The organism is Bradyrhizobium sp. CCBAU 11386, assembly GCF_028128955.1.
In the GTDB taxonomy this organism is placed as follows: domain Bacteria; phylum Pseudomonadota; class Alphaproteobacteria; order Rhizobiales; family Xanthobacteraceae; genus Bradyrhizobium.
The window spans coordinates 270,710-286,111 of the sequence record NZ_LBKA01000259.1; the positions used below are offsets into that span (position 1 = coordinate 270,710).

Here is a 15,402-nt window from a genome sequence, read left to right on the forward strand (position 1 = left end):
GGACGGCGCGGCTTCTTCACTGAAAATCCTTATAGATCAGGGTGTTATGGCGGGTGTCGTGCTGGCGCATTATTGGGCGCGTCGCGCCGGATATTCAAGCTTGCTATATTTGACAACATCATATGTATATGACTAAATAAAATTGCCTGAAGCGGGGCTGGGTTTGGCCGCGGGCGCAAACAGGGGAATGACGATGGATGCACGAGCGACGGCGGTACCAGCCGACCAGAATCTGACGCGCAGCGAGGCGCGGCAGGTCGTTCTCGCCTCGACCCTCGGCACCGTGTTCGAGTGGTACGACTTCTTCATCTACGGCTCGCTCGCCGTGTTCATGAGCTCGGTATTGTTTCCGCCGGACAACCCGACCGCCGCCGTGCTTGCTTCGCTCGGTGCTCTTGCGGCCGGCTTCGTGATCCGGCCGATCGGCGCAGTGGTCTTCGGTCGCATCGGTGATCTGGTCGGTCGGAAATGCGCGCGCAATTGAGGGACCGATGCTCTTCGATATGGGTCAGCTTCCGGCGGATATCCGCTACAAGATTCTCACCGCGACCGTTACGCCGCGCCCCATCGCATGGGTGACGACCCGCTCCCGGGACGGCGCCGCCAATGCCGCGCCTTTCAGCTTCTTCAACGTCCTCGGGCATGAGCCGCCGACGGTGGTGCTCGGCCTGCTGCGTCATCCGAACAAGGGCTTGAAAGACACGGCGCAGAATATCGTCGAGACGCGTGAGTTCGTCGCTCACCTGGTGTCGCACCAGATGGCTGAAGCCATGAACGCGACGGCCGTCGATGCTCCGGCCGGCGTCGACGAGATGGAGATTGCGGGGCTTCAAACACTGCCTTCGCAGATGGTTGCGCCTCCGCTCATCAAGGGGTGCCCGGTGGCGTTCGAATGTCGCTCCCTCTCGGTTCAGGAGACCGGGCCCCGGCAGATCGCGGTGATCGGCGAGATCGTCTGCGCTCATGTGGCGGAGCAGTTCGTGATCGATGCACAGAGAGGCTATATCGATACGATCGGCCTCGACCTCATTGCCCGCATGCACGGGTCGGGCTGGTATGCGAGGCCTCGCGATCTCTTCCAGCTGGTGCGGCCGCCGCCGATCAAATAGGGGCGGCGGGCGCCGAGACCTCCCGCCATGGCCGCCCCATGTCGGCCCTTGCGGCCGATTGACACCCAATTATTACATGTCTAAAAATATGCAAATTCATATAATTCGTGAGATGCCTGAATGGACGCGCATCCGCTCAAGCTCAAGGTCAGGTCGTATGCCGCGGAGACGCCGTTCATACGGAGCCTTGTGTTTGACGTGGAGGACGGCCCGGTGCCGCGATGGCAGGCAGGCGCCCATATCCGGGTGGCGCTCCCGAATGGAGGCGACCGGCCGTACTCGCTGATGGCTTTGCCGGGCCTCCCTGAGGGTACGCTGGCGCTCGGGGTGCTGCGCGAGGAGGCCTCGACCGGCGGCTCGCAGTTCATGCACGCGCTGAAAATCGGCGATGTCGTGAAGGCAAGCGCGCCGGTGAACAACTTTCATCTGCATGAGGGGCCAGCGCCCGCGCTGCTGTTTGCCGGCGGCATCGGTGTCACGCCGATCCTGTCGATGGCGGCAGAGCTTACCGCCCGCGCAAGTCCGTTTCGCCTGCACTACGCGGGCCGCACGCAAGGACTCTTGGCGTTCCTGCCGCATCTGCGGGACATTTGCGCCAAGGGCCTGTCCGTTCACTACGACAGCGACAAGTCCCGTTTGGATATTGCCGCGGCGCTCAGGGAAGCGGCCGCAAACTCCCACATCTACGTCTGCGGTCCTGCGGGGATGATCGACGCGGTGAAGGCGGCCGCGCTTGCCGGGGGCGTCCCGGCGGACCGCATCCACTACGAGCTCTTCAGGGCAGAGCAGCCGTCCTCACCCGACCTGCCGTTTGAGGTCGAGATCAGATCGACCGGACAGGTCGTCCGCGTCGCAGCCGGCCAGACCATCATTCAGGCACTGGAGGCGGCGGGCCTCGACGTGCTCTACGACTGCCAGCGCGGCGATTGCGGCATCTGCCAGTGCGGCGTGGTCGACGGGGTGCCCGACCATCGCGACGTCATCCTCAGCGACGACGAGAAGGCCTCCAACAAGGTCATGCAGATCTGCGTGTCGCGCGCGAAGTCGGAACGTCTGGTGCTGGATTTGTGAGGGAGGCGAGGGACGCCATGGCGAAATACGGAAGGGATGCCCACGCGATTGCCGCGCTGGTGCGCGAGGCCGAGGTTCATCGCGACGTCTATGTCGACCCCGAGATCTTCGAGCTCGAGATGGAGCATCTGTTCCCGAACAGCTGGGTCTATGTCGGGCATGCCAGCCAGTTGGCGAAGCCCGGCGATTTCATCACCGCCACGATCGGCCGCCAGCCGGTGCTGGCGAGCCGTCATACCGACGGCTCCATCCATGTGTTCTACAATCGCTGTCCGCACAAGGGCGTGAAGATCGCCTCCGAGCCCTGCGGCAACACCGGAAAGTTCTTCCGCTGCCCCTATCACGCCTGGTCCTTCAAGACCGACGGCTCGCTGCTCGCGATCCCGCTGAAGAAGGGCTACGAGGGCACCGGCTTCGGCGACACAAAGGCGAATGAGGGGCTGTCCAGGGTCAAGAACGTCGTGATCCATCGCGACTTCATCTTCGCACGGCTCAGCGACAGCGGCGTCTCCTTCGAGGACTATTTCGGCGAGAGCCTTTCGACCATCGACAACATGGTCGACCGCTCGCCGGAGGGCGAGCTCGCCGTCATGGCGACGCCGATCCGCTACATGCACACCTGCAACTGGAAGATGCTGGTCGAGAACCAGACCGACACCTGCCATCCGATGGTGGCGCATGAGAGCTCGGCCGGCACTGCGGTCAAGGTCTGGAAGCGCGAGCAGGGCGATTCCACGGAAACGCCGATGGCGGTGCAACTCTACGGTCCCTTCATGAGCCCGTACGAGTTCTACGAGCAGAGCGGCATCAGGATCTGGCCAAACGGCCATGGCCACACCGGCGTCGCCAACTCCATCCATTCGAACTACTCGGATGTCCCGGGCTATCTCGACCAGATGGTCGCGGCCTACGGCGAGAAGCGGGCGCACGAGATCCTCGGCGAGGTCAGGCACAACACCGTCTATTTCCCCAACATCATGGTCAAGGGCGCCGTCCAGATCCTGCGCAACTTCATCCCGATCGCGGTCGACAAGACCCTGGTCGAGAGCTGGGTCTATCGCCTGGTCGGCGCGCCCGACAAGCTCTACGAGCGGGCGCTGATGTACAACCGCTTCATCAACGCGCCGACCTCGATCGTCGGCCACGACGACCTCGAAATGTACGAGCGGGCGCAGGAAGGCCTGAAATCCAACGGCAATCAATGGGTCAATCTCCGCCGGCTCTACGAGAGCCATGAAGAGCAGGACGTCACAGCGGTGATCAACGGCACCTCCGAGCGCCAGATGCGAAACCAGTTCCACGCCTGGGCGAAATTCATGACCATGGCCATGGACAGGCACGTCGAGGCCGCCGAATGATCACCGAGAAGACGATCACGGATTTCATCTATCGCGAGGCCGAGCTGCTCGACACGATGCAATGGCAGGCCTGGCTCGATCTGTTTCACGCCGAGGGCCGCTACTGGATGCCGCTCGAATGGCAGCAGCAGGATCCGGTGCTCCAGCCGTCGCTGATGTACGAGGACCTGTTGCTCCTGAAGGTGCGGGTCGAGCGTCTCGCCGGCGAACGGACCTTCAGCCAGAAGCCGAAGAGCCGTTGTCATCATCTTTTGCAGGCGCCGCAGATCGTGGCGTGCGACACGGCTGCCGGCGTGTTCAAGGCGCGGACCTCCTACATCTACACCGAGACGCGCGGCGACATGCTGGACCGCTATTCGGGATGGGCCTCGCACGATCTCGTCCAGGTCGGCGATGCCCTGAAGATCAAGCTCAAGCGCGTGGATCTCGTCAATTTCGACGCGCCGTTCGGCAACATCCAGCTCTTCATGTGAGACGAATTTGACCGCAGCGACCACAGTCTACGCCCGTTTTCGCGAGACCGCGCTTCGCCGCGGCGAGGCGGGCTTCCTCAACGTGCTGCCGGAGACGGCCGGCATCTACGGCATCACGGCGGGTGAGATCACCTATCGCGCCATGCTCGATCGGGTCGAGCGCTGGCGCGCCGCGTTCGCGAGCTGCGGCTATGGCGAAGGCCACCGGGTCGGGCTGCTGCTTCAGAACAGGCCGGTGTTCGTCGAGCTGTGGTTCGCGCTCAACGCGCTCGGCGTCTCCGTGGTGCCGATCAATCCGGATCTGCGGCTGAGCGAGCTCGAATACATCATCGCGCATTCCGAGATGAATGCGGCGTTCGTCCTTGCCGAGCGGCGCGACGAGGTGGAGACGGCGGCGCGCCAGGCCGGCCGGCCGATCCCCGTCGTGACCGGCGAGGACGACGTGCCCGCGCCATTCGATGGCGTGCGGCCGGCGAGCACGAGTGACGGCTCGAGCGAATGCGCGCTGCTCTATACGTCGGGGACGACGGATCAGCCCAAGGGCTGCGTGCTCACCAACACCTATTTCCTGCATTCCGGCAACTGGTATCGCGACGTCGGCGGGCTGATCGCTCTCAAGCCGGATGGCGAGCGCATGATCACGCCGCTGCCGCTGTTCCACATGAACGCGATGGCGGTGTCGCTGATGGCGATGCTGTCGGTCGGCGGCAGCCTGACCATGCTTGATCGCTTCCATCCCCGCACCTGGTGGGCTTCGGTGCGCGACAGCCGCGCGACCTGCCTGCATTATCTCGGCGTGATGCCCTCGATGCTGATGAGCGCGCCGCCGTCCGGGCAGGATCGCGCGCACACCGTGCGCTTCGGCTTCGGCGCCGGCGTCGACAAGCTCCTGCACGCGCCGTTCGAGGACCGCTTCGGCTTTCCGCTGCTCGAGGCCTGGGCGATGACCGAGACGGGCAGCGGCGGCGTCATCGCCGCCAATGTCGAGCCGCGCAAAATCGGCACCAGCTGCTTCGGGCGACCCGCACCCGACGTCGACGTTCGTATCGTCGACGACGGCGGCAATGACTCCCCGAGCGGAACGCCGGGCGAGCTCCTGGTGCGGCGGGCAGGCGCCGACCCGCGCTACGGCTTCTTCCGCGAGTATCTGAAGAACCCCGAGGCCACCGCCGAGGCGTGGGACGGCGGCTGGCTGCATACCGGCGATATCGTGTCGCGCGATGCGGACGGCGACCTCCATTTCGTCGATCGCAAGAAGAACGTGATCCGCCGGTCCGGCGAGAACATTGCCGCGGTCGAGGTCGAGTCCGTCCTCAACCGCCATCCTGCGATCCGGCAGGCCGCGGTTGCGGCGACGCCCGATCAGGTGCGCGGCGACGAGGTTGCCGCCGTCATCATCGCCGAGGAGGCCGGCGCCGGCCGCGCGCTCGCCGAGGACATCGTCGGCTGGAGCCTGGAGCAGATGGCCTATTACAAGGCGCCGGGCTGGATCTGCTTCGTCGACAGCCTGCCGCTGACCGCAACCGAGAAGATCCAGCGCGGCGGGCTGAAGGATTTTGTCGCAAGGTTGATGCGCGATGGCGCCTTCTTCGACCTCCGCGACCTCAAGCGGCGTCAGGTCTGACGCGGGCAGGGAGGCGATCATGAGCGAGATCCGCACCACACTCATCACCGGCGGCAATTCGGGGATCGGCGAGGCGCTGGCGAGAAAGCTCGTCGAGAAGGGGCAGCGCGTGGTCTCGGTCGGGTTGGAGAAGCCTGATTGGACCCATGAACTGCTCGCGGCCTATCGCGCCGATCTGACCGACATCGCGGAGACGCGCGCGGTCGCGCAGGAGATCGGCCGGGATCACGCCATCGACTGCCTCGTGCACAATGCGGGCGTCATCCTGCCGAACCTGCTGCCCGACGCGAAGCCGGAAGACATTCTGATGCTGGCGCAGTTGCACCTCGGCGCGCCGATGCTGCTGACCCAGGCGGCGCTGGAAGGGATGCTGTCGCGCCGCTTCGGACGCATCGTGTTCGTCAGCTCGCGGGCCGCGATGGGCGCGGCGACGCGCTCGGCCTATTCGGCGACCAAGGCCGGCGTGCACGGCATGGCGCGGACCTGGGCGCTGGAGCTCGCCGCGAGCGGCATCACCGTGAATGTGGTCGCGCCGGGGCCGATCCTGACCGATAATTTCTGGGGCATCATTCCCAAGGGCTCCGAGCAGCAGGAGCGGATTGCGCGCAACGTCCCGGTCGGGCGGCTCGGCTCGCGTGAGGACGTCGCGCACGCCATCACCTTCTTCCTCGACGAACGTTCCGATTTCGTCACCGGCCAGGTGCTCTACGTCTGCGGCGGCACCAGCCTCGTCGGCCTCGGTCCGTAGCAGCAGAGCATGATCCGGAAAAGTGTGAAGCGGTTTTCCGAAAAGATCATGCTCCAACAAACAGGTTAGATCTGGTTCTGGCGGATGTTCTCGACCATCTTGGCCAGCACGCGCGCACAGACCTCGATGTCATCAGGGTCGATGCCCTCGATCAGCTTGTCGTAGTTGTTCGCCATGATCGGCCAGATCTTGCGCAGCAGTGCTTCGCCATCAGGCGTCAAACCCACGACGCGTCGGCGCTGGTCTTCCTCCGCGATCTCGCGCTTGACGAGGCCCGACGACACCATGGACTCGACCATGCGGCTCGCCGTCGACTGCTCGGTCACCGCGAGCACGGCGATCTCGTTGACGGTGAGGGTCTTGTAGATGAACAGGACTGACAGCGTCCGGAACACGACATTGTTGACGCCGTGTTCGCTGAGGTCGCGGTTCTGGTCGAGATTCCAGCGATTGGCGAGCCGGTTGAACAGATACGGGATGTAGGTTTGCAGCTGGTCCCGTGTCCTCGGCGGACCTGACTTCCATCTGCTCTTGGATTCTCTGGCCATTATCTCTTGCGACTTTGCTTCTTGCTCTCGGTACGAAGTTTTGACGAGAGCGATTTCAACACGGACAGGGCGATGTCCAGCTCCTGGGCCGAAACGTTCTCGAGCCGTTTGCCGAGATGCTTCTTGTGGACGTCGGCTGCCTTCCTGAACAGCGCTTCGCCCTTCGGCGTCAGGCGCACGATGAAGGACCGCCGGTCCTCGCTCGACATTTCCCTGCTGATGAGGTCGTCGGCGAGAAGACGCTGCACGAGGCCCGAGACATTGCCGCCGGTCACTTTCAGGTTTTGCGACAACTGACCAAGCGCAAGCCCGTCCCGGTAGCGATCGAGCTGGGCCAGCACGTCGAATTTTGCAAGCGACAGGCCGAACTCGGAGTTCAGCATCGAATTCAGCGAGGCGAACAGCTCGCCATGCAGCGACAGCAATTGGAGCCAGAGCCGGGTTTCAATCTGCCCGGGGACGGGAACAATGTTCTCTTTGAGTGCTGCCGGCATCGCATGACCATCGAGGACAAGGTGTCTCGTCAATTAGAGGGATTATCGCGGGTCTTTCGCTCCGATTAGCAACCTGAGAATCGTAGTCAAGCCGTCTAATCCTGACGTTCTCCGGTTCGAACGGCAATCCAATCCTGTGCTGAGCTCGACCCGCATCATGCAAAAGTCTTGATGGTCTGGATCACGCCGTCGAGCTCCTTGCCGGCGCTGTCCTTCAGCGCCGCCTCGCGCAGGCGGCGCGCCCAGTCGGCGGCATCCTCGCGTCGCTCGACCAGCTTGATCGCCGCCAGCGTCTTGTCGAATTTCGACAGCCCCCGGCTGTGGGTATCGGAATAGCCTTTCACGAGGCGGCGGCATTGCAGGATCTCGACACCGAGCTGGTAGTTGGTGCCGACCGCGTCGGTGGCGGCCTTGAGCCATCCGTCCCGGTGCGCCGTCTCGATGGCGTGCCGCAGCGAGCGGCGGCGCAGGCCGCGTAGGCCGCCCACGACATAAAGCGCCAGGAACCAGGGCAGCGAGTAGGTCCGCACCCGGCGCCCCCGGTTGACGCGGCGATCGAGCCAGCCGAGCAGGCGCGGCCGCGCGCCAAGCCAGCGACCGAAGCCCGCGGGCAGCACGCCCATCACCTCCTCCATGCGGGGATGCATGAACTCGGTGGTGTGGAGCACCTGTCCTTCCGACATCTCGAGCTCGCTCTCGATGCGCGCGCGGCGACCCGCGCGCGTCTTGAGGTCAGCGACACGGATGACGTCGTCATAGGTCATGGCGTTGGCGAGGTACTTTGCCGCGGCTTCCGTGAAGGCATAAGTCCGGGCCGCACCGCCGGCGTTGCGGTCGGCCGTGTGCAGGGTCCTCAGAATGTCGAGATACTCGGTTCCATAGCCGACGTCCTGGAAGTCGACCACCTTCTTCAGGCCAGCGCGGGCCATGGTGAGTGCGGGCTCGGGCAGCTCCTGCGTCAGCCTTGCGGCGAGCCCGGCGAGATCCGGATCGGGCGTTGCGGGAGAGGGGATGGTGTCGGCCTGTTTCGGTTGCGGCGGCGCCGCAACGTCGGGTGAGCCGGTCTTGACCCGCTCGAAGGCGGCCTCGAAAGTCCCGATGCTGGCCTTCGCGCCTTTCCCACCTGCGCGGATGACGTCGAGATAGCTGTCACGGCTGAAGGGCAGCACGCCGGCCGCCGCGAGCGCGCCGAACATCGCGGCCGAGATGACGCTGCCATGCGCGATCGCCAGCGCGTTCAGGTCGAAGATGATCTCGGTCTTGGCGGCGATCCCGATGGCGCCGGTGACGGCGCCGCCGTCGGCGATGCCGTTGCCCGGCGCGATCTTCTCGCCGATCGCAAACGACCGGTGGTTGGATGCGATCAGCGTGGTGCGGTCCGGCGTCACAAGGCCGCGCAGGATCGATCGGCCGGCCTCCATGAACTCCGCCGCCATCACCACGTCGACGTCGCCGGGCGTGGGCATCAGCGACAGGATCGGCTTGCGGCCGTCGAGCGGCGGCATCGTCTCGATATAGTAGATCGTGGCGCCGGTGCGCTGCGCGACGCCGGGCACCGAGGTCGATTGCGCGACCCAGCCATGGTTCTCGGCAAGCTGGACGATCCAGTCGGTCAGGACGCCGCCGCCCTGGCCGCCCATCGCAACGATCGCGATCGAGATCGGCCGCTCGGTTACCTCGCCCGCGGCGGGAAGGGCCAGCCGGATCGTCTCGTCCCTCATGCCAGTGCCTCGAGCGCCGGACGCCGGCGATCGCGCCGCCGTTGCAGCCAGCCGATCACGGCCATCGCGAATTTGGATTTGAACATGTCCCAGCGGGTCGGATTGTGGATGACGTCGGCGCGGTAGAACGAGGGGCAGAGCACGGCGGCCTCGGAGACCTCGCCGCAATTGCCGCAGCCGACGCAGGAATTGTCGATCGCCGCGACCGGATCGTCACGCAAGGGGTCGTCGAGCTGCTTCACCGACAGCGACGGGCAGCCGGAGAGCCGGATGCAGGCATGGTCGCCGGTGCACACGTCCTCGTCGACGCCAAAGCGCTCCTTGACGGTGCGCACTCCGTCCTTGATCGCCTTGTTGATCTGCGGCTTCACGCGGCGTTGCTTGTTCAGCATGCATTCGGAGGACGCGACGATGACCTTGGGGCCTTCGTCCTTGGTCGTCAGCGCTTCCTTCAGCGTGTCGCGCATCTTGCCGACGTCATAGGTGCGGTCGAGCTGACGCACCCACTGGCCGCCGATGCCCTTCACGGCCTGCACGATCGAATTGTTGGTCTTGCGCCGCTTGTTTGTCGCGCGCGACGACAGGATGTCCTGACCGCCGGTCGCCGAGGTGTAGAAATTGTCCACGATGACGAAAACGCCGTCATGCTTGTTGAACACGGCATTGCCGATGCCGCTGGTCAGTCCGTTGTGCCAGAAGCCGCCGTCGCCCATCACCGCGATCGAGCGCTTGTCGGCCTTGACGTTGAAGGCCGAGGTCGAGGCCGGGCCGAGGCCGAACCCCATGGTGGTCGCGCCGATATTGAAGGGCGGCAGGATCGAGAACAAATGGCAGCCGATGTCGGCGGAGACGTGGTGCTGGCCGAGCTCTTCCTCGACCAGCTTCATGGCGGCGAAGATCGGCCGCTCCGGGCAGCCGGTGCAGAGCCCGGGCGGGCGCGCCGGCACGACCTGCTTGAGTTTCTCGACCGCGGGGTGATTGAGCACGGGCGCTGCATCCGGCGCCGGCGGCCGGTTGCCGAGCAGCCGCGGCTCGGTCTTCTCCAAAAATTCCCTGACGCCGCCCAGCAGGACCTGCGCGGTGTAGTCGCCGCCCATCGGCAGCACGTCCTTGCCGTGGACGCGCGCCTGGATGTCCCTTCGGCGCAGCACCGTGTTGATCGCCTGCTCCAGATATTCCGGCTGGCCCTCCTCGACGATGAGCACGGCATCCTTGTCGACGCAGAACTCCGCGACCTCGGTGTCAATCACGGGGTAGGTGACGTTCATGACGTAGAGCGGAACTTGCGTGTTGCCATAGGCATCCGACAGCCCGAGATATTGCAACGCGCGGATCACGTTGTTGTACATGCCGCCCTGCATGATGATGCCGACCTTGCCGTGCTTCGGTCCCATCCACTCGTTCAACTTGTTGTCCCGGATGAAGCCAACAGCCGCGGGCATGCGCGTCTTGATCTTCTCCTGCTCATGCTCATAGGCCGCCGGCGGCAGCACGATGCGGCCAACGTCGCGCTTGGGATTGTTGAGCGCGTCCTTGATGGTATGCGCCGGCTTGACGTTGTCCTTGCAGGCAAAGCTGCCATGCATGTGACAGGCGCGGACGCGAACCTCGAGCATCACGGGGGTGTTCGAGACCTCGGAAAGCTCAAAACCCTTCTCGATCAAATTGACGATGCATTCATGGTCGGGGCGAGGGTCGAGCAGCCACATCTGCGATTTCATCGCAAAGGCATGGGTGCGCTCCTGCATGATGGAGGAGCCTTCGCCGTAGTCCTCGCCGACGATGATCATGGTACCGCCGGTGACGCCGCCCGAGGCCAGATTGGCCAGCGCGTCGGAGGCGACGTTGGTGCCGACCGTCGACTTCCACGCAACCGCGCCGCGCAGGGGATACATCACCGAGGCCGAGAGCATCGCCGCCGCGGCCGCCTCGTTGGCGGAGCTCTGGAACACGACGCCGAGATCGTCGAGCACGTCCTTGGCGTCGGCGAGCACGTCCATCAGATGCGAGATCGGCGAGCCCTGGTAGCCGCCGACATAGGCGACGCCGGATTGCAGCAGCGCCTTGGTGATGGCGAGGATGCCTTCGCCGCGGAACGTATCGCCGTCGCCGAGCCGGAGATCCTCGACTTCGCGAGCAAAAGACCGTTCAGCCATTGCACCCTCCAGAAATATGCGATAGCATACGTTTACATGTGAAGTAAGTCAACGCCGCGCCATGCTATCACGCTTGCGGATCTTCTCTCCGGCAAGGCGGTCATGAGCCAGCGACAGGGTAGGGCCGATGCTGAAGCTGCCTCGCTTTAGAGCTGCCGCCGTCCAGGCTTCACCTGTCTATCTCAACGCCTGCGCGACAGCGGACAAGGCGGCTTCACTGGTCCGTGAAGCCGCAGCGAATGCACGACATCGTCGATTTGCGGGTCAATCGACGTCCACTGACGCCGCTTGGCCTGGCGAACGGAGAGCGCGTTGCCGTGGAGCCGACGGGCTTCGCGTCGATCCCGGGCAAACCGGAATGAAAGTTCGGAACGTGTCGCACCGACGACGCCACGAGACAGGACTTGGAGGATAGGATGCGCGAAAACACCGTCGGCCGGGCCAATGTCGAGGACACCCCCGAGCTCAAGGCCTACTACAAGGATCTGGAAAAGTACGAAGCCGGCGCGCTGTGGACGGTCGCCAACAAGATCGAGCCATGGGCTCCGCAATCGGCCTCCGTTCCCGTGCTCTGGCGCTATAACGATCTGCGCGAGCACGTGCTGCGTTCGGTTGAGCTGGTCTCGCCGGAGAAGGCGGGACGGCGGGTGATCTACCTCAACAATCCCGGCCGCCGCGACGTCTCGGCCGCGGTCGGCTGGCTCTATTCGGGATTGCAGGTGATGCACCCCGGCGAAGTCGCAACTGCGCACGCGCACTCGGCCTCGGCCCTGCGCTTCATCATGGAGGGGGCGGGTGCCTACACCATCGTCGATGGTCACAAGATGACCTTGGGGGCGCGGGATTTCGTGCTCACGCCGAACGGCACCTGGCACGAGCATGGCGTCGAAGGCAACGGCTCGGTTTGCATCTGGCAGGATGGCCTGGACATCCCGCTGGTCAATGCGCTGGAGGCGAACTTTTTCGCGGTCCATCCCAAGGTTCAGCAGGAAGACTCCGGCTATCCCGTGGACGACATGACCAAGACCTGGGGCAATCCGGGGCTGCGGCCGGCGGATTCGAAATGGTCGAAGGGCTATTCCCCCATGTTCAAATACGAGTGGGAGCCGACCTACGAGTCCTTGCGGAAATACGCCGCCGCGACCGACGGCTCGCCCTATGACGGCATTCTCATGAACTACGTCAATCCGATCACCGGCGGGCACGTGATGCAGACGATCGGCGCGAGCATGCAGTTGCTCCGGCCCGGCGAGAAGACGAAGTCGCACCGGCATACCGGCAGCTTCATCTACCAGGTCGCCAAGGGCCGTGGTTATTCGATCATCGGCGGCAAGCGTTTTGCGTGGGAGGAGCGCGACATCTTCTGCATTCCTTCCTGGGCCTGGCACGAGCACGGCAATGCCTCGGACAGCGAGGACGCCTGCCTGTTCTGCTTCAACGACCTGCCCGTCATCGAAGGTCTCGGCTTCTATCGTGAAGAGGCCTATGGCGACAATGCCGGCCACCAGCCAGTGGCGGCCTGACTACCCTCGCAGAATTCAACCGAAAGAGCCGGATAAAGATTCGATGCGTCTTGTTACCTACACTTTGGGCTCCAGCGGTGCCCGCCTCGGGGTCCTCGTTGACGGATTGGTCGTGGACGTCGAGCACCTCGGTGCGTCGCAAGGCTTTGCATGGCCGAACGACATGCTGTCGTTCATCGACAACAGCGTGACGCTGTTGCCGGCGCTCATGGAATGCCTGGACAATACCAATGGACGCTTGCCGGCCGGCTCCGCCGTTCCGGTCGAGGATGTGAAGCTGCAGGCGCCGATCCCGCGTCCGCGAAAGAACATCTTCGGCATCGGGCTGAACTACCGCGCGCATGTCGCGGAGTCCGCCAAGAGCCTGGATACCGACAAGGACCTGCCGAAGCAGCCGGTCGTCTTCTCCAAGCCGCCGACCTCCGTGATCGGCCCGGGCGCGGCGATCCAGCACAACGCGAAGATGACGCAGCAACTCGACTGGGAGGTCGAGCTCGCCGTCATCATCGGCAAGACCGCGACGCGCATCGCGACCGAGAAAGCGATGGAGCACGTCTTCGGCTATTCGGTGATGATCGACATTTCCGCGCGCGACAATCGCCGCGCCGGCCAGTGGATCTTTTCCAAGGGCATGGACACCTATGCACCGTTCGGCCCGTGCATCGTGACCGCGGACGAAATTCCGGATCCGCATGATCTGAGGCTGTGGCTGACCAAGAACGGGGTCATGAAGCAGGATTCCAACACCAAATACATGATCTTCGACATCCCGGTGCTGATATCGGACATTTCGTCGGGCATGACGCTCGAGCCGGGCGACATCATTGCGACCGGAACGCCCGAAGGCGTCGGCGCCGGCATGAGCCCGCAGGAATGGCTGTGGCCGGGCGACGTGGTGGAAGCGGGGGTCGACGGCGTCGGTGTCATCAGGCACCCCGTTGTCGCGATCTGATGACGACGTTTTCGTTCGATCGCGAGCTGAGGTTCGGCGATTGCGATCCCTCGGGCATCGCGTATTTTCCGTCCTATCTGAACATCCTCAACGGCGTCGTCGAAGAGTTTTGGGCGGAAATCGGCTTTCCCTGGCCGGAACTGATCACGGTCCGGAAGATCGGAACGCCCACGGTGCATCTGACTTGCGACTTTTCCCGCCCGTCGATGTTCGGCGATCGCCTGACGTTCGGATTGCGCATCGACCGGGTGGGCGGATCGTCGCTCCATCTGGAGCATGTCGTCTCGGGCGCGAATGGCATGCGCTGGCGCGCCCGCCAGGTCGTTGCCGCGACCTCGCTGCTGGATCACCATGCGATCCCGTGGCCCGATGACATTCGCGCCGCGCTCTTGGCGCACGTGAGCGTGGGCGGGGGCGCTGAGGCAACGCCGGCATGATCTCGCTCTTCATGACGTTCTCCGATCCTCCAGGTGAACGGTGGATTCGTTCCGACGAGGTTGCCGCCGTCGCTGAGCTGGTCGGATCGATCCCTGAGATCACCGAGGGCCTGCTGTTCACGCCGCTGCAACAGTCGGTCGATCATCCCTACAAGGCCGACGGCTCCGGCCCCGTGTTTGCGCTTCAACTGCGCTTTCCCGACCTGCTCGCCTGCGAGGCGGCGATGGATCGCGGCGGCGTCCTCGCCAGACTCGCGACAGGGGCCGAACTATCCGGCCTCACCGGACTGGACGTCACGCACCAGGTGATGCTGACACTCGCGTTCCCCGTCGATGTCGCCGAACATCCGGCAGGAACGACAGCTCCGTGCAGTTACCTCGTGCACTATCCCGGCCCAGCCGAGGACATGAACGCCTGGAACCTGCATTATCTGGAGCACCATCCGGCGATCATGCGGACGTTCCCTGATGTCCGCCAGATCGAGATCTACACCCGCATCGATTGGGTGGACCGGCTGCCGTCGCAGCGCGTCGAGCACATGCAGCGCAACAAGCTGGTGTTCGACAGCCCGGAAGCCCTCGCGCACGCGCTCGGGTCCGACGTGATCAAGCGCATGCGTGCGGACTTCGTCCAGTTCCCGGCGTTCGCAGGCGGCAACAAGCATTTTCCGATGCTGACGCGGGTGGTTCGGCCAGAGCCCTAGATAGTCGCGAGTGTGAAAGCGCCCCCGCTGTCCGAGACGTGCACGACCTCCTTCGCGCGGGGCGCTCAGCCCACCGGTCCCGGGATCCAATAGTCTCCTGAAAGTGGGCTGACTTTTACGTCCTCAATGACGCCGCGCTCCAGGCTTGGATCGAAATGGCGCATCGTCCGCTCGTTGAGGTCGATGATGCGGCCAGGCCTCAATGGCCCTACGTCATTGATCTTGACGATGACCTTCTTGCCTACGGCCTCGACGAGGGCATACTTCGGCCTTGCGCCAAATTGGACCCCACCGAATTTCCGACGCAAAGTCGTCTTGATGGCGGCCGCCCAGACAGAGGGATCATAACGCTCGCCGGAGGCGGTGTTCGGGCCGCCCTCTTCCTTGCCGGGCTTGAACGGATTGTACATGGATGCTGCGCCGACGATCGCATCCCCAGAGGCGGCATCCACGACAGCACTTGAGTGAACTCCACGCGCTTCAC

At 64.1% G+C, this 15,402-nt stretch carries 17 protein-coding genes; 12 read left to right on the forward strand and 5 right to left on the reverse strand.

Going from position 1 to position 15,402, the window contains the following annotated elements; translation table 11 throughout:
• The first annotated feature begins 193 nt into the window (after positions 1-193).
• The 7 genes from XI09_RS41815 (at position 194) to XI09_RS41845 (ending at position 6,383) form a co-directional block, all read left to right on the forward strand.
• A complete protein-coding gene (locus tag XI09_RS41815; protein WP_271572145.1) occupies positions 194-484 on the forward strand; it encodes a hypothetical protein in 291 nt (96 codons plus the stop codon).
• A 7-nt stretch (positions 485-491) separates the two neighbouring features.
• Positions 492-1,109: a flavin reductase family protein gene (locus tag XI09_RS41820; RefSeq protein ID WP_271572146.1), complete on the forward strand. Its 618-nt coding sequence runs from the start codon at positions 492-494 to the stop codon at positions 1,107-1,109.
• Positions 1,110-1,229: 120 nt separating this feature from the next.
• Entirely contained in the window at positions 1,230-2,180 is a 951-nt protein-coding gene (locus XI09_RS41825; protein WP_271572147.1) for a PDR/VanB family oxidoreductase, read from the forward strand.
• Positions 2,181-2,197: 17 nt separating this feature from the next.
• Positions 2,198-3,538, forward strand: a complete 1,341-nt coding sequence (locus XI09_RS41830; protein WP_271572148.1) for a Rieske 2Fe-2S domain-containing protein — start codon at positions 2,198-2,200, stop codon at positions 3,536-3,538.
• Positions 3,535-4,011: an aromatic-ring-hydroxylating dioxygenase subunit beta gene (locus XI09_RS41835; RefSeq protein WP_271572149.1), complete on the forward strand. Its 477-nt coding sequence runs from the start codon at positions 3,535-3,537 to the stop codon at positions 4,009-4,011. Before XI09_RS41830 ends, XI09_RS41835 begins: the two co-directional genes overlap by 4 nt.
• Before the next feature lie 7 nt (positions 4,012-4,018).
• A complete protein-coding gene (locus tag XI09_RS41840; protein WP_271572150.1) occupies positions 4,019-5,635 on the forward strand; it encodes an ATP-dependent acyl-CoA ligase in 1,617 nt (538 codons plus the stop codon).
• A gap of 19 nt (positions 5,636-5,654) precedes the next feature.
• Positions 5,655-6,383, forward strand: coding sequence for an SDR family NAD(P)-dependent oxidoreductase (locus tag XI09_RS41845; protein WP_271572151.1), 729 nt, complete (start codon positions 5,655-5,657; stop codon positions 6,381-6,383).
• A 65-nt stretch (positions 6,384-6,448) separates the two neighbouring features.
• On the opposite strand, the gene XI09_RS41850 is transcribed toward XI09_RS41845, so the two are convergent.
• The 4 genes from XI09_RS41850 to XI09_RS41865 form a co-directional block, all read right to left on the reverse strand.
• A complete protein-coding gene (locus XI09_RS41850) occupies positions 6,449-6,931 on the reverse strand; it encodes a MarR family winged helix-turn-helix transcriptional regulator (RefSeq protein WP_271572152.1) in 483 nt (160 codons plus the stop codon).
• The gene (locus XI09_RS41855) at positions 6,931-7,425 is read right to left on the reverse strand and encodes a MarR family winged helix-turn-helix transcriptional regulator (protein WP_271572153.1); all 495 of its coding nucleotides are present in this window, start codon (positions 7,423-7,425) and stop codon (positions 6,931-6,933) included. Before XI09_RS41855 ends, XI09_RS41850 begins: the two co-directional genes overlap by 1 nt.
• 155 nt (positions 7,426-7,580) lie before the next feature.
• A complete protein-coding gene (locus XI09_RS41860) occupies positions 7,581-9,146 on the reverse strand; it encodes an indolepyruvate oxidoreductase subunit beta family protein (RefSeq protein ID WP_271572154.1) in 1,566 nt (521 codons plus the stop codon).
• Positions 9,143-11,302 carry an indolepyruvate ferredoxin oxidoreductase subunit alpha gene (locus XI09_RS41865; RefSeq protein ID WP_271572155.1) on the reverse strand — a complete coding sequence of 720 codons (2,160 nt, stop codon included), beginning with the start codon at positions 11,300-11,302 and terminating at the stop codon, positions 9,143-9,145. The genes XI09_RS41860 and XI09_RS41865 overlap by 4 nt, the downstream gene beginning before the upstream one ends.
• Positions 11,303-11,541: 239 nt before the next feature.
• Here XI09_RS41865 and XI09_RS41875 point away from each other — a divergent pair, with 239 nt between their 5' ends.
• Genes XI09_RS41875 through XI09_RS41895 form a run of 5 tightly spaced genes read left to right on the forward strand, consistent with a single transcriptional unit; the run spans position 11,542 to position 14,918 of the window.
• A complete protein-coding gene (locus XI09_RS41875; protein WP_271572171.1) occupies positions 11,542-11,664 on the forward strand; it encodes a hypothetical protein in 123 nt (40 codons plus the stop codon).
• Between the two features lie 54 nt (positions 11,665-11,718).
• Entirely contained in the window at positions 11,719-12,825 is a 1,107-nt protein-coding gene (locus XI09_RS41880; RefSeq protein WP_271572156.1) for a cupin domain-containing protein, read from the forward strand.
• Positions 12,826-12,868: 43 nt separating this feature from the next.
• Positions 12,869-13,777 (forward strand): fumarylacetoacetate hydrolase family protein, encoded by a 909-nt coding sequence (locus tag XI09_RS41885; protein ID WP_271572157.1) that lies wholly within the window; start codon positions 12,869-12,871, stop codon positions 13,775-13,777.
• On the forward strand, positions 13,777-14,214 hold the full coding sequence (locus XI09_RS41890) for an acyl-CoA thioesterase (protein WP_271572158.1): 438 nt from the start codon (positions 13,777-13,779) through the stop codon (positions 14,212-14,214). The genes XI09_RS41885 and XI09_RS41890 overlap by 1 nt, the downstream gene beginning before the upstream one ends.
• Positions 14,211-14,918 carry a hypothetical protein gene (locus XI09_RS41895; RefSeq protein ID WP_271572159.1) on the forward strand — a complete coding sequence of 236 codons (708 nt, stop codon included), beginning with the start codon at positions 14,211-14,213 and terminating at the stop codon, positions 14,916-14,918. Before XI09_RS41890 ends, XI09_RS41895 begins: the two co-directional genes overlap by 4 nt.
• Before the next feature lie 65 nt (positions 14,919-14,983).
• On the opposite strand, the gene XI09_RS41900 is transcribed toward XI09_RS41895, so the two are convergent.
• Positions 14,984-15,402 (reverse strand): septal ring lytic transglycosylase RlpA family protein (locus XI09_RS41900; protein WP_271572160.1); only part of this gene is annotated, 419 nt, incomplete at its 5' end.